The organism is Caballeronia fortuita (genome assembly GCF_001544835.2).
Lineage (GTDB): Bacteria > Pseudomonadota > Gammaproteobacteria > Burkholderiales > Burkholderiaceae > Caballeronia > Caballeronia fortuita.
This window is the reverse complement of the sequence record NZ_FCNX02000001.1, coordinates 35,060-49,099: the sequence shown is the minus strand read 5'-3', so window position 1 is coordinate 49,099 and position 14,040 is coordinate 35,060. Positions and strand designations below refer to the sequence as shown.

Annotated in this window: 13 protein-coding genes; 10 read left to right on the top strand and 3 right to left on the bottom strand. The window is 62.8% G+C overall.

What is annotated here, in order from left to right:
- The first annotated feature begins 60 nt into the window (after positions 1 to 60).
- From AWB77_RS00265 to AWB77_RS00255, 3 genes are read left to right on the top strand one after another with little or no spacing between them, the layout of a single operon-like run.
- On the top strand, positions 61 to 1,017 hold the full coding sequence (locus tag AWB77_RS00265) for a complex I NDUFA9 subunit family protein (RefSeq protein ID WP_061132416.1): 957 nt from the start codon (positions 61 to 63) through the stop codon (positions 1,015 to 1,017).
- 18 nt (positions 1,018 to 1,035) lie between these two features.
- Positions 1,036 to 1,656: a glutathione S-transferase family protein gene (locus AWB77_RS00260; RefSeq protein ID WP_061132415.1), complete on the top strand. Its 621-nt coding sequence runs from the start codon at positions 1,036 to 1,038 to the stop codon at positions 1,654 to 1,656.
- Positions 1,653 to 2,888: a multifunctional CCA addition/repair protein gene (locus AWB77_RS00255; protein ID WP_061132414.1), complete on the top strand. Its 1,236-nt coding sequence runs from the start codon at positions 1,653 to 1,655 to the stop codon at positions 2,886 to 2,888. The genes AWB77_RS00260 and AWB77_RS00255 overlap by 4 nt, the downstream gene beginning before the upstream one ends.
- Positions 2,889 to 3,542: 654 nt before the next feature.
- On the opposite strand, the gene AWB77_RS00250 is transcribed toward AWB77_RS00255, so the two are convergent.
- Both AWB77_RS00250 and AWB77_RS00245 read right to left on the bottom strand, forming a co-directional pair.
- Positions 3,543 to 3,737, bottom strand: coding sequence for a DUF2905 domain-containing protein (locus AWB77_RS00250; protein ID WP_061132413.1), 195 nt, complete (start codon positions 3,735 to 3,737; stop codon positions 3,543 to 3,545).
- 10 nt (positions 3,738 to 3,747) lie between these two features.
- The gene (locus AWB77_RS00245) at positions 3,748 to 4,953 is read right to left on the bottom strand and encodes a class I SAM-dependent methyltransferase (protein WP_061133084.1); all 1,206 of its coding nucleotides are present in this window, start codon (positions 4,951 to 4,953) and stop codon (positions 3,748 to 3,750) included.
- Positions 4,954 to 4,966: 13 nt separating this feature from the next.
- On the opposite strand from AWB77_RS00245, the gene AWB77_RS00240 reads away from it, so the two are divergent.
- The 5 genes from AWB77_RS00240 to glmS all read left to right on the top strand — a co-directional run bounded on the left by AWB77_RS00240 (position 4,967) and on the right by glmS (position 10,565).
- Entirely contained in the window at positions 4,967 to 5,809 is an 843-nt protein-coding gene (locus tag AWB77_RS00240; RefSeq protein ID WP_061132412.1) for an SDR family oxidoreductase, read from the top strand.
- A 28-nt stretch (positions 5,810 to 5,837) separates the two neighbouring features.
- Complete coding sequence (locus tag AWB77_RS00235; protein ID WP_061132411.1) at positions 5,838 to 6,239, top strand: dihydroneopterin aldolase; 402 nt, start codon at positions 5,838 to 5,840, stop codon at positions 6,237 to 6,239.
- Positions 6,236 to 7,207 (top strand): tRNA 2-thiocytidine(32) synthetase TtcA, encoded by a 972-nt coding sequence (gene ttcA, locus AWB77_RS00230; RefSeq protein WP_061132410.1) that lies wholly within the window; start codon positions 6,236 to 6,238, stop codon positions 7,205 to 7,207. The genes AWB77_RS00235 and ttcA overlap by 4 nt, the downstream gene beginning before the upstream one ends.
- A 96-nt stretch (positions 7,208 to 7,303) precedes the next feature.
- Positions 7,304 to 8,665 carry a bifunctional UDP-N-acetylglucosamine diphosphorylase/glucosamine-1-phosphate N-acetyltransferase GlmU gene (glmU, locus tag AWB77_RS00225; RefSeq protein WP_061132409.1) on the top strand — a complete coding sequence of 454 codons (1,362 nt, stop codon included), beginning with the start codon at positions 7,304 to 7,306 and terminating at the stop codon, positions 8,663 to 8,665.
- Positions 8,666 to 8,747: 82 nt separating this feature from the next.
- Positions 8,748 to 10,565: a glutamine--fructose-6-phosphate transaminase (isomerizing) gene (gene glmS, locus AWB77_RS00220; protein WP_061132408.1), complete on the top strand. Its 1,818-nt coding sequence runs from the start codon at positions 8,748 to 8,750 to the stop codon at positions 10,563 to 10,565.
- A 588-nt stretch (positions 10,566 to 11,153) separates the two neighbouring features.
- Here glmS and AWB77_RS00215 read toward each other — a convergent pair.
- Positions 11,154 to 11,858, bottom strand: a complete 705-nt coding sequence (locus AWB77_RS00215; RefSeq protein WP_061132407.1) for a FadR/GntR family transcriptional regulator — start codon at positions 11,856 to 11,858, stop codon at positions 11,154 to 11,156.
- A 263-nt stretch (positions 11,859 to 12,121) separates the two neighbouring features.
- On the opposite strand from AWB77_RS00215, the gene garL reads away from it, so the two are divergent.
- Both garL and AWB77_RS00205 read left to right on the top strand, forming a co-directional pair.
- On the top strand, positions 12,122 to 12,907 hold the full coding sequence (gene garL / locus AWB77_RS00210; protein ID WP_061132406.1) for a 2-dehydro-3-deoxyglucarate aldolase: 786 nt from the start codon (positions 12,122 to 12,124) through the stop codon (positions 12,905 to 12,907).
- Between the two features lie 22 nt (positions 12,908 to 12,929).
- Positions 12,930 to 13,865 carry a 2-hydroxy-3-oxopropionate reductase gene (locus tag AWB77_RS00205; protein ID WP_074168820.1) on the top strand — a complete coding sequence of 312 codons (936 nt, stop codon included), beginning with the start codon at positions 12,930 to 12,932 and terminating at the stop codon, positions 13,863 to 13,865.
- The last annotated feature ends 175 nt before the right edge of the window (positions 13,866 to 14,040 follow it).

The following is a 14,040-nucleotide window of genomic DNA, read 5'->3' as shown; positions in this document are numbered from 1 at the left end:
TTTTCGGCGCGCCGTCCTGAACTGAAGCCGCATTCGTCAGGCCGACCCAAGAGGCGAACTATGCGACACCAACATGTAGCGCTGATCGGCGGTTCGGGATTCATCGGCAGCCATCTCGTCAATGCACTTGTCGATCTCGGCAAGAACGTGCGCATCGCGACGCGGCGGCGCGCGAACGCCGCGCATCTCACGCTGTTGCCCGTCGATGTCATCGAAACCGATGTGCACGATCCTATAAAGCTCGCCGCGTTCATCGATCAGTGCGATGCGGTGATCAATCTCGTCGGCGTTCTTCAGGGGCGGCGCGACGATCGTTACGGCCCCGAGTTCGCGCGCGCGCACGTCGAGTTGCCGCGCAAGATCGCGGCGGCGTGCGAGGCGAAGGGCGTGCGGCGTCTTTTGCACATGAGCGCGATCGGCGCCGATCCGGCTGGCCCGAGCATGTATCTGCGCTCCAAGGGCGATGGCGAGAAGATCGTCCGCGAATCGGGACTCGACTGGACGCTCTTCCGCAGCTCGGTCGTGTTCGGTCCCGAGGACAATCTGCTCAACCAGTTTGCGTTTCTGGAGCGCGTCTTTCCGGTGATACCGCTCGCCTGCGCCGATGCGCAATTCCAGCCGGTATTCGTCGGCGACGTGGCGAAGGCGATGGTCAACGTGCTCGATCTCGACGCCGCCAGCGGCCAGACCTACGAACTCGCGGGCCCGGCCGTCTACACGCTCGCGGAACTCGTGCGTTTCGCGGGAGCGACGATCGGCAAGCATTCGCGCATCATCAAGCTGCCGGAGAGCCTCGGCCGTCTTCAGGCGATGACGATGGAAATGGCGCCCGGCGAGCCCATCATCTCGCGCGACAATCTCGATTCGATGAAAACGCCGAGCATCGCGAGCGGGCCGCTTGCGCCGGAACTGGGCATCGACGAGCCCGCGAGCATCGAAACCATCGCGCCGCTGTATCTGAGCGGCAACTCGTCGCGTTCGCGCTTCAACGCTTTTCGCGCAACCGCGCATCGTTAAACATCTTTTTGTGATCGCATGAAACTCGTTATCGGTGACAAGCTCAGTTCTTCCTGGTCGATGCGTCCGTGGGTGCTGCTCAAACATTTCGGCATCCCGTTCGAAGAGACACTGATCCGCCTCGGCCGCCCCGGCACGAAAGCGAAGATTCTCGAAGTCTCGCCATCGGGCAAGGTGCCGTGCCTCGTCACCGATGCGGGCGATGCGGTGTGGGAATCGCTTGCGATCATCGAAACCATTGCAGAGATGTATCCGCAACACGCGATGTGGCCGCGCGATACTGCTGCCCGCGCGCGCGCCCGAAGCGTCAGCGCCGAAATGCATGCGGGTTTCGCGGACTTGCGCCAGAACATGCCGATGGACCTCTCGATACACGCGCCGGGCATGGGGGCGACGCCGGGCGCGTTGGAGGACATTGCGCGCATCGAGGCGATCTGGGCAGAGTGTCTCGCAAAGTCGGGCGGGCCGTTCCTGTTCGGTGAGTTCGGTATCGCGGACGCGATGTTCGCGCCGGTCGTCATGCGCTTTCACAGCTACGCGCCGCAATTGAGCGCGACGTCGCTCGATTACGCGAAGCGCGTGACGGCGCTGCCGGCGGTCGCGGCGTGGATCGACGACGCGCGCGAGGAAGCGCGATGAACATCTACGCGGTCGGCGGCGCGATCCGCGATGAGCTGCTTGGCGTGCCGGTGGTGGATCGCGATTATGTCGTCGTGGGCGCGACGCCCGAGCAGATGGTGGCGCTGGGTTATCGGCCGGTGGGGAAAGATTTTCCCGTGTTTCTTCATCCGCAGACGCACGAGGAATACGCGCTCGCGCGCACCGAGCGCAAGACGGCGGCGGGCTATCACGGCTTTCAGTTTTACTATTCGCCCGATGTCACACTAGAGGAGGATCTCGCGCGCCGCGATCTCACGATCAACGCGATGGCGCGCGAAGTGACGCCAGCGGGCGAGCTGACCGGCCCCGTGATCGATCCGTTCGACGGGCGCAGCGATTTGAAGAACAAGCTCTTCAGACATGTCGGCGATGCGTTCATCGAAGACCCCGTTCGCATTCTGCGGCTTGCGCGTTTTGCCGCGCGTTTTGCCGATTTCGATGTCGCGCCCGAAACCGCCGAGCTGATGAAGCGGATGGTCGCGGCGGGCGAAGTGGATGCGCTCGTCCCCGAGCGCGTGTGGCAGGAAGTGTCGCGCGGGCTGATGGAGAAGAAGCCGTCGCGCATGTTCGAGGTATTGCGCGGCTGCGGCGCGCTCGCGCGGATTCTTCCCGAAGTGGATGCGTTGTGGGGCGTGCCGCAGCGCGCTGACTATCATCCGGAGGTCGATACCGGCGTTCACGTGATGATGGTGCTCGACTATGCGGCGTCGCAGGGATTCGCGTTGCCGGTGCGTTTTGCGGCGCTCACGCACGATCTCGGCAAAGCGACGACGCCGGAGGACATCTTGCCGCGGCACATCGGCCATGAGGGGCGCAGTGTGGATTTACTGCGGCCGCTTTGCGAGCGTCTTCGCGTGCCGAACGAGTGCCGCGATCTGGCGATGCTCGTCGCGCGGGAGCACGGCAATATCCATCGCGTGATGGAGATGGGCCCGGCGGCGCTTGTGCGTCTCTTCGAGCGATCGGATGCGTTGCGCAAGCCGGCGCGGTTTGCTGAAGCACTGCAGGCGTGCCTCGCCGATGCGCGCGGGAGGCTCGGGCTGGAGCAGCAGGCTTATCCGCAGGCGGAGCGGTTGCGGGAGGCGCTGGTTGCCGCTCGGGCGGTGGATGCGGGGGCTGTGGCGGAGCGGTTTGCTTCCGAACCTTCCAGGATCAAGGATGCCGTGCATGATGCGCGGGTTTTGGCTGTCAAAGAGGCTCTGGGGGGGTGATTTCTCTATCGCCGGATCCCGTTTTCGTGTGGGTTTATTTGCGCTGCCCCTGTGCGGGGCGGCAGTCACTTTCTTTGCTTCTGCAAAGAAAGTAACCAAAGAAAGCAGCTTTTCAGGCCCGCGGTCACACGCAGTTTGGGTAGTTCTCTCGTCCTATGTGGCACTCGCGTAAAGAGTGCCCTCATCACAATCACCGGGCTTGGATCGCGCACGGTCTGCCACATCGCATCACCCAACAACTTGGTACAGCGCGAGATAGCTCCAGCCCGCTTCGCGGCCGATCGGTCAATCGGGTCTGCGCGCGCTTCTTTGCTAACACTTTCATCTCACTGCGTCCGCCACACATTGGTTTCCCTTGCATACCCGGCGGCAGCGCGAAGCGCTGTGCCGGAACTGTTTCGTGCTGAACCAGCACTCCTAACGGTTTCGGGCGGCGGACCGTGCGCGAGCCATGCCGGATGATTGTAATGAGGGCACTCTTTAGGCGAGTGCCACCTGGGACGAGAGAACTACCCAACGTGCGTGTGACCGCGGGCCTGAAAAGCTGCTTTCTTTGCCTACTTTCTTTGCAGCAGCAAAGAAAGTAGGTGCCGCCCCGCACAGGGGCAGCGCAAATAGACCACTAAGAATACAGGATCCAACGACAAGAAACCCTTAAAGCGCCCGAACAATCAACGACAGCAGAACCGACAAGACGAGCGTAGACATAAACGGAAACGAGTATTCCCGCCCAAAAATCCGCAAAGTGAAATCTCCGGGCAACCGCCCGATCCCGAACTTCTTCAACCAAGGCAGCGACCCTGAGAGAATCGCGAGCGCGATGAACGTGGTAAGAAGCCAGCGGATCATATCGACGCACTCATAGCGTATGTGACCGGTCCCCGGTGGAAAACGCGTCGAGCGTCCCGTCGATGCCGCGCGAGAACGCAATCACCTTGAAAAGCTCGCCCATCTCCGCTTCCGACAGCAGCTTCTGCACCGCATTCGCCGCTGGCAAAAACCGCGTCACATCGGCGGGATCGAGCGCGCTCAACACATCGGTGATGCCGGCGTTCATCAGAAACCGCGCCTGCGACGTGAACCCGAGCAAATCCGCGCCCGTCTCCACGCCCGCTTCCGCGATACCCGTAAACTCGACATGCGCCGTGATGTCCTGCAATCCCGGGTACAGAAACGCATCCGCATGCGCGCGATGCCGGTAATGGCACATCAACGTGCCCGTCGCGCGCTGCGCGTGGTAGAACTCGCGTCGCGGAAAGCCGTAATCGATGAAAAACGCCGCGCCGCGCGTAAGCATCGTGCAAACGGTCTTGGTGAACGCGAGCGCGGCCTCGTGCGTCTCCGTGAGGTATTCGGCAAAAGGCTCGTCGTTCGCCTCGTCGATAGCGGCATCGATCAAATCGATCTGCGCATCCCGCGCAATCGGCCGGTCATCGAAGGCAAACCGGTCGTTCAGCACCACGACGCCGCGCTCGTGCCATGCGCCGAGCTTGCGCACGACGAGGCGCACCGGCATCGCGTCGAGCACCTCGTTGCCGATCACGACGCCGTCGAAACCATCCGGCAACGCGTCCAGCCATTTCACCTTCGACGCATGCAAGCCCGCTTCCTTTTCGATGGTCTCGCGCTGACGCGCGCGCAACTCGCCCGAAAGATCGACGATCGAATAGCTGTCGAACGCGACATCGAGACCGGCGAGCGCATTCAACAAGCCCGCCGCGAGCTTGCCGGTGCCCGCGCCGAACTCCATCAAGTGCCGGGTGTCGCTTTGCTGCAACGCTTGTGCGATCGGCCGCGCGAGCGTTGTCGCAAAAAGCGGGGACAGTTCCGGCGCGGTGACGAAATCGCTGCCGTCTTCCGCCCGACGCCCGAATTTAGTCGCTCCGCCGCTGTAGTAGCCGAGGCCGGGCGCGTAGAGCGCGAGGTCCATGTATCGGTCGAACGGCAGCCAGCCGCCCGCCGCGGCGATGCGCTCGCGGATCAGACCGGTCAGCGCCTCGGACTGGGCGAGCGCGTCGGCGCCCGGAGCAGGTAAACTATCGGATTGTCTGGCTTTCGGATTCATCCCAGTATTGTAAATGAGCGCTTCCACGCCGTTTTCTTCGCCCAATTCGCCCTCTTCCGGTTCCGTTTCGCGCGCTCGCGCCGTGCTCGTGACCGGCGCGGCGAAGCGCATCGGGCAAGGCATTGCGCTGGAATTCGCGCGGCAGGGCTGGGACGTGGCCGTGCACTTTGGCCATTCCGGGCACGAAGCGCGCGAGACGGTCGCGCAAATCGAGGCGCTCGGGCGGCGCTCGGTCGCGCTCAAGGCGGACTTGAGCGTCGAAGCGGAAGTCGCGCGGCTCGTGCCAGCGTGCGCCGAGGCGTTCGGAGGGTTGAATTGCGTGGTGAACTGCGCATCGCGTTTCGACGAAGACACCGCGACCGACTTCGGCTACGCGAAGCTGCTGGAAATGACCGCCGTCAACGTCGCCGCGCCGCTCACGCTCACGCGCATGCTGCACGAGATCACGCCCGAGGCCGCTCGCGATGACGGCACGCAACGCGGCGTCGTCATCAACGTGCTGGATCAGAAGCTGTACAACATGAATCCGGACTACCTGTCCTACACGCTGACGAAGGCCGCGCTCGAAAACGCGACCGTCGCGCTCGCGCAGGCGCTGGGGCCGAAGCTGCGCGTCGTCGGGCTGGCGCCGGGCTTGACGCTGATTTCCGCCGGACAGACGCCCGCGTCGTTCGAATCGGCGCATCGCGTGACGCCGCTGAATCGCGCATCGACCGTCGATGACGTCGCGCAAGCCGCGTGCTTTCTCGCGAATGCGCACGGCGTGACCGGCACGACGCTCGTCGTCGATGGCGGCCAGCATCTCGTGCCGAGCCCGCGCGACGTCATGTACATGATCGGCGCGCAAAAGCCATGAACCGCGTCTACTGAATACTGGAACCAACATGCTTGCCGCACTCTCGCATCCCCGGCTGACCGATTGCCGGCGGCTTTTTCTGCGCAACTACGAAGTGCGCATCAACATCGGCGTGCATGACTTCGAGAAGCGCGGCGAGCAACGCGTCGTCATCAACGTCGAGCTGTACGTGCCGCTCGCGCTGTCGACGCCCGTCGCGGACAAGCTGGCCGAAGTCGTCGATTACGACTTCATGCGCGCAACCATCGCCGAGCGCGTGAAGCGCGGGCACATCCACTTGCAGGAAACGCTGTGCGACGACGTCGCCGCCGCGCTGCTCGCGCATCCGAACGTGCGTGCGGTGGCCGTATCGACGGAAAAGCCCGATGTCTATCCGGACTGCGACGCGGTCGGCGTCGAAGTCTTCCGCATCAAAGAGGAACGAGCATGAACGCGCGTGACACGATCGAAGGCGCAGCCGAAACCGCCGAGCCGCAAAAGCCCGCACGCGAGGCGATGACGAAGCGCCAGCAGAAGGAAGCGTACGAGAACAACAAGTTGTTCAAGCGGATCGCGCGCCAGGTCGGCGAGGCGATCGGCGACTTCAACATGATCGAGAAAGGCGACAAGGTCATGGTGTGCCTGTCCGGCGGCAAGGACAGCTACGCGATGCTCGACATCCTCATGCGCCTGCGCGAGCGCGCGCCGATCAACTTCGAGATCGTCGCCGTCAATCTCGATCAGAAGCAGCCGGGCTTTCCGGAGCACGTGCTGCCGGAATATCTGAGCAAGCTCGATATTCCGTTTCACATCGAAAATCAGGACACGTACAGCATCGTCAAGCGGCTCGTGCCGGAAGGCAAGACCACATGTTCGCTGTGCTCGCGGCTGCGGCGCGGCATTCTGTATCGCGTCGCGGGCGAGCTCGGCGCGACCAAGATCGCGCTCGGCCATCATCGCGACGACATCATCCAGACGCTGCTGCTGAACATGTTCTATGGCGGCAAGCTGAAGGGCATGCCGCCCAAGCTGCAGTCCGATGACGGCAGGAACGTCGTCATCCGTCCGCTCGCTTACGTGAAGGAAGTCGATCTGGAAAAGTACGCCGAGCTGCGCGAATTTCCGATCATCCCGTGCAACCTGTGCGGCAGCCAGCCGAATCTGAAGCGCGCCGAAATGAAGGCGCTGGTCCGCGAATGGGACAAGCGCTTTCCGGGGCGCGTGGACAACATGTTCAGTGCGCTGTCGAACGTGGTGCCGTCGCATCTGATGGACAGCAAACTGTTTCCGTTCGCCGGATTGCGCGCGACGGGCGAAGCCGATCCGCAGGGCGATATCGCGTTCGACGAGGAACCGTGTGCAACCGAACCGTCAGGATCGTCCGGTACGGTTTCAATTGTGCAGTTCGACGACCTGTAACCCTTTATCCAATAAGGCGCAACGTGGGATTCGCCGCATTGCGCCAAAGAGCCGCGTGATAGATTGGCGGCTCGTCATACCAGCAAGGCTTCAGCGATGAATATCGTGATTCTGGCGGCCGGCATGGGCAAGCGCATGCGCTCCGCCTTGCCGAAAGTACTCCATACATTGGCGGGCAAACCGCTGCTCGCGCACGTCATCGATACGGCGCGCACGCTGTCGCCGACGCGGCTCGTCGTCGTCGTCGGGCATGGCGCGGACAAGGTCCGCGAAGCCGTCGGCGCGCCGGATGTCCAGTTCGCGCTGCAGGACAAGCAGCTCGGCACGGGGCACGCCGTTCAGCAGGCGCTGCCGCTGCTCGATCCGTCGGTGCCGACGCTCGTGCTGTACGGCGATGTGCCGCTGACGCGCGCAAGCACGCTCGAACGCCTGATCCATGCCGCGGGCGCCGAGCGCTACGGCGTGCTGACGGTCGACGTGAGCGATCCGGCCGGCTACGGGCGCATCGTGCGCGACGCGGGCGGCAAGGTACGCAAGATCGTCGAACAGAAAGATGCGAGCGAAGAAGAGCGGCGCATCGCGGAGATCAACACCGGCATCGTCATCACGCCGACGCGCACGCTCGAAACGTGGCTCGCGTCGCTGAAGAACAACAACGCGCAGGGCGAGTTCTATCTGACGGACGTCGTCGAGCGCGCGATCGAAGCGGGCGTCGAAGTCGTGACCGCGCAGCCGGACGCCGAATGGGAAACGCTCGGCGTGAACAGCAAGATTCAGCTCGCGGAACTGGAGCGCATCCATCAGCGCAACGTCGCGAATGCGTTGCTCGATGCCGGCGTGACGCTGATGGACCCGGCGCGCATCGACGTGCGCGGCACGCTCGAATGCGGCGCGGATGTGTCGATCGACGTGAACTGCGTGTTCGAAGGGCGCGTGACGCTCGCGGACAACGTGACGATCGGCCCGAATTGCGTGATCCGCGATGCCGATATCGGCGCGGGCACGCGTGTCGATGCATACACGCATATCGAAGGCGGCAAGACCGGCGCGAACGTCGTGCTCGGTCCGTACGCGCGGCTGCGTCCGGGCGCCGTGCTCGGCGATGAGGCGCACGTCGGCAATTTCGTCGAAGTGAAAAATGCGGTGCTCGGTCATGGCTCGAAGGCGAACCATCTCAGCTATGTCGGCGATTCGGATGTCGGCGCGCGCGTCAATATCGGCGCGGGCACGATCACCTGCAATTACGACGGCGCGAACAAGCATCGGACGGTGATCGAAGACGACGTGTTCGTCGGATCGGATACGCAACTGGTCGCGCCGGTGCGCGTCGGCCGCGGCGTGACGATCGCGGCGGGCACGACGGTATGGAAGGATGTGGGAGAAGGCGAACTCGTGCTCAACGAGAAGACGCAGGTCAGCAAGACGGGCTACAAGCGCCCGGTGAAGAAGAAATCGTAAGGCTGGCAGTCAGATCTGGCCCAACGCGCGCGGTGTTATCCGCATCGCGCTTTCGAATGCAAGTTTCAGAGGAAGAACGTCCATGTGCGGAATTGTCGGCGCGGTAGCGCAACGTAACATCGTCTCGGTGCTGGTCGAAGGCCTGCGCCGGCTCGAATATCGCGGCTACGACTCGTGCGGCGTGGCCGTTCTGAGTCACGGCGAGCCGCGCCGCGCGCGCAGCGTCGCGCGCGTGTCCGATCTCGACGCGCAAGTGCGCGACACCAATCTCGGCGGCATGACCGGCATCGCGCACACGCGCTGGGCCACGCACGGCGCGCCCGTCACCGACAACGCGCACCCGATCTTCTCGCGCGATGCCGTCGCGCTCGTGCACAACGGCATCATCGAGAACTACGAATCGCTGCGCGAAATGCTGAAGGGCAAAGGCTACGAGTTCGTCTCGCAGACCGATACCGAAGTCATCGCGCATCTGATCCACAGCATGTATCGCGGCGATCTGTTCCAGACCGTGCGCGAGGCCGTGAAGCAATTGCACGGCGCATATGCGATCGCGGTGATGCACAAGAACCAGCCGCACACGGTGGTGGGCGCGCGCCAGGGCTCGCCGCTCGTCGTCGGTGTGGGCGAGGGCGAGAACTTCCTCGCATCCGATGCGCTGGCGCTTGCCGGCAGCACCGACCGCTTCGCGTTCCTCGAAGAAGGCGACGTGGTGGAGATCGGTCTTGAAGGCGTGAAAATCGTCGATCGTGAAGGCGTGCCCGCCGAGCGCGAAGTGCGCGTCGTGACGGCGTACGGCGGCGCGGTGGAACTCGGGCCGTATCGCCACTTCATGCAGAAGGAAATCTTCGAGCAGCCGCGCGCGATCACCGATACGATTCCGCAAGCCGATGAGTTCAGCGCGAGCCTCTTCGGCGATGCCGCGCGCGATGCCTTCTCGCAAGTCGACAGCATCCTGATTCTCGCGTGCGGCACGAGCTACTACTCGGGCGTGACGGCGAAATACTGGCTCGAATCGATCGCGAAGATTCCGACGCAGGTCGAGATCGCGAGCGAGTATCGCTATCGCGAGTCGGTGCCGAACCCGAAGGCGCTCGTCGTCACGATCTCGCAATCGGGCGAAACCGCCGATACGCTCGCCGCGCTCAAGCACGCGCAATCGCTCGGTCACAAGCACACGCTTGCGGTATGCAACGTCGCGACGAGCGCGATGGTGCGTCAGACCGAAATGGCGTTCCTCACGCACGCTGGAACGGAAATCGGCGTGGCATCGACGAAGGCGTTCACGACGCAGCTCGTCGGCCTCTTCGTGCTCGCGGTGACGCTCGCGAAGTTGCGCGGTCACGTCGACGCGAAGCAGGAAGCCGCGTACTTCACGCAACTGCGCCACTTGCCGGCCGCGCTGAACAGCGTGCTCGCGCTGGAGCCGCAGATCATCGCGTGGTCGGAAGAGTTCGCGCGCAAGGAGAATGCGCTCTTCCTCGGACGCGGCCTGCACTATCCGATCGCGCTCGAAGGCGCGCTGAAGCTCAAGGAAATTTCGTACATCCACGCGGAAGCGTATCCGGCGGGTGAATTGAAGCACGGCCCGCTCGCGCTCGTGACCGAAGCGATGCCGGTCGTGACCGTCGCGCCGAACGACGCGCTGCTCGAAAAGCTGAAGTCGAACATGCAGGAAGTGCGCGCGCGCGGCGGCGAGCTGTACGTGTTCGCGGATTCCGATACGCGCATCGTCAGTGAAGACGGCATTCATGTCATCCGGATGCCGGAACACTACGGAGCGCTGTCGCCGATCCTGCACATCGTGCCGCTGCAGTTGCTCGCGTATCACACGGCGTGCGCGCGCGGCACGGACGTCGACAAGCCGCGAAACCTGGCGAAGTCGGTGACGGTGGAATAAGCGTTCGTCGGCAAGCTCTGAAGAAGAAGACAAAAGGTCCGCGTGCAGACGCGGACCTTTTTCGTTAGCGCGACGAGAAGCCACCGATATCGATGCAACGGACTCGGTGACACGCTTTTTACCCGTATTCGCGACGCCACTCGCTCAGCCGAAAAATCGAAACGGTGTACTAATCTACATCGATATTCTTGATCTCGACCTGACGAGTCCTGAAGACACGGAGGTCAGTGACGCGCTACTACGATAGCCACAGCCGCGCATTCCGAGGTTCCAGGCGAACTCGACAAAGATGAAGATCGGCGCGAGCGTACGCGCGCCTGTGGACAACCTTGTTGGCAGCCGGCTGTGTTTACTGTTGGCGCTTTCTGAATAACTCGACGTTTGCTCCGGACGCTCGATAGTTGTTCAAGGTTCAGCCGGAAACCGGAACCGATATACCGAAGTTGTTTACGCGGTAAGTCCCTGACGCGAAACGCGCACGATGAGTTATCCACTGAAATGCGGGAGGCTTGTTAACTACTACCACGTATACATACGAACTCTTCTGTTTACTTAAGCAACGTGGCCGCCTTGCTCAAAAGCGTAGCGTTACGCGGGCGTCGTGCCATGCACTTGCCTCAACCGTTGCCGGCTGTTGCTCAGATGCAATCGCATTGCCGCACGCGCGTCATCGGGATCCTGACGCTCGATCGCGCGATAGATCGCCTTGTGCTCGTCGAGCACATTGCGCAGGCGTCCAATCTGATCGAGCTCGGCGATCTCCGCCTTGCCGAGTCGCGTGCGCGGACTGACGCCGCGTCCCATCTGACTGAGCACATCATAGAAATAACGATTACCGCTCGCGCGCGCGATCTGCAAATGGAACTCGACGTCGTGTTGCAGCACATCCGTACTGCCGCTCGCGAGTTGCGCCTCGAAGCGTTCGAGCGCCGCCGCGATCTGCTGCAGATTCGCGTCAGTGCGACGCGAGGCGGCGAGCGCGGCGGCTGCGCCTTCGAGATCGATGCGAAACTCGATGATCGCCATGATGTCGAGCAGATTCGACAAGTCCGCGTCGGCCAGGCGCACCGATTCGCGATCTTCCTGCGCGCGAACGAACGTGCCGACACCATGCCGCGTTTCCACGACGCTCGCGGCCTGCAGACGCGACACCGCCTCCCGCACGACGGAGCGGCTCACCGACAACTGTTTCATCAACGCGGCTTCAGTAGGAAGCTTGTCGCCGGGACGCAGCACACCGCGTTCGATATCTTCGGAAAGCGTGGCGACAACTTTATCGGTGAGACTGGCCATGTTTGTGTGCTTATGAGAGACAGACGACGAATCTTGCTGTCCACGCCAGCATTCGTCAAACGTACGGATAGATGTGCCTCGATATAAGACATCGTATGAGAAAGAACGACGAAGCGGTCGCAGATCCGCCGAGAAATCAAGCAAGTCAGGGTTAACGCCGCTGTCGAACCACGCTCGACTCGCAGTACTCTGTGTTAAGACGTCTGATAACTACATCGGACAAAACCGCTTTCCACGGATCGCCGTCATCACAGGGAGACACCATGCCGTCTTCGTCACCGTACCAACCGCTGCCCAACGCTTTCCGAACGTCACTGCGGGAGCGCAAGCGGCTGATCGGCTGCTGGATGTCGCTCGCAAGCCCGATCGCCACCGAGCTTGTCGGCGTCGTCGGATTCGACTGGATGCTGCTCGACGCCGAACACGCGCCCAATGACGCGCTCACGCTCATTCCGCAACTGATGGCGCTGAAAGACAGCCCGAGCGCGCCTGTCGTGCGTCCGCAGGCGAACGATGCCGTCGTCATCAAGAAGTTGCTCGACAGCGGCTTCGTCAACTTCCTGATTCCGTTTGTCGACAGCGCCGCCGACGCCGAGCGCGCCGTCGCCTCGACGCGCTATCCTCCCCAAGGCATACGCGGCGTATCGGTCGGGCACCGCGGCAACCGTTACGGCACGGTGCCGAACTATCTTCAGATCGCGAACGACAACATCAGCGTCGCGGTGCAGATCGAAAGCCGCGCGGCGGTCGAAGCGATCGACGAGATCATCGCGGTGGAGGGCATCGATGCGCTGTTCGTCGGCCCGTCGGATCTTGCCGCGTCGTACGGACATATCGGCGATGCGAACCATCCGGACGTGCAGGCGGTCATCGCCCATGTATTCGAGCGCGCGCACGCGGCGGGCAAGCCGAGCGGCATTCTCGCGACGGTCCAGGAAGACGCGGAGCGCTATCTGGCGCTCGGCAGCACGTTCGTCGCCGTGTGCGCGGATCTCGGGCTGCTCAGAAACGCCGCGCAGGGCGTGAAGAAACACTTCATCCCGGAATGAGCGCGGCGCGCAACGGGACGGCATCGATCATCGACAATCGAACAGTGATATCAAGGAGCGATACATGCAAAAGGCAGGCTTCATCGGACTGGGCATCATGGGCAATCCCATGGCGGCCAATCTTCTCAAGAACGGCGTCCAGCTCGCGGCTTTCACGCGCAGCGGTGTGCCCGCCGAACTGACCGGCGCGGGTGCGACAGCCTGCGATTCCCCCGCGGCCGTCGCCGGGAACGCGGAAGTCATCTTCATCATGGTGCCGGACACGCCCGACGTCGAGCGCGTGCTGTTCGGCGAGAACGGCGTGGCGAGCAAGCTGAAGAGCGGACAGATCGTCGTCGACATGAGCTCGATTTCGCCGATCGCCACGCGCGAGTTCGCGGCGAAAGTGCGCGAAAAGGGCGCCGATTATCTCGATGCGCCTGTGTCTGGCGGCGAAGTCGGCGCAAAGGCCGCGTCGCTCACGATCATGGTCGGCGGCGCGCAGGCCACGTTCGACAAGGTCAAGCCGCTCTTCGACATGATGGGCAAGAACATCTCACTGATCGGCGAAGTCGGCGCGGGACAGGTCTGCAAGGTCGCCAATCAGGTGATCGTCGCGGCAACGATCGAGGCGGTCGGCGAAGCGCTGCTGCTCGCATCGAAAGCCGGCGTCGATGCCGAGAAGGTCCGCACGGCGCTGATGGGCGGATTCGCGTCGTCGCGCATTCTCGAAGTGCACGGCGAGCGCATGACCAAGCGCACGTTCAACCCGGGCTTCCGTATCGAACTGCATCAGAAGGATCTGAATCTGGCGCTCGCGACCGCGCAGTCGCTCGGCGTCGCGCTGCCGAATACGTCGACGTGCATGCAGTTGTTCAACGCGTGCGCCGCGCATGGCGGCAAGGCTTGGGATCATTCGGGCATGGTGCGCGCGCTCGAAATCATGGCGAATCACGAGATCGGGCAGAAGGCGAAGTAACGCGATCGTTACTACGATGGACGATGAAGCCGGCGCGAGCCGGCTTTTTTGTCGATTGCAAACGAGTTGTCAGATGACTCAATCGCTCGCTGCTTCAGCAACTGGAATCTTCGCCCGATCCGTATCCGATAAGCCTCTAACGCTCAAGGGTAAACGCGTTGTTGGCGAAACCGGC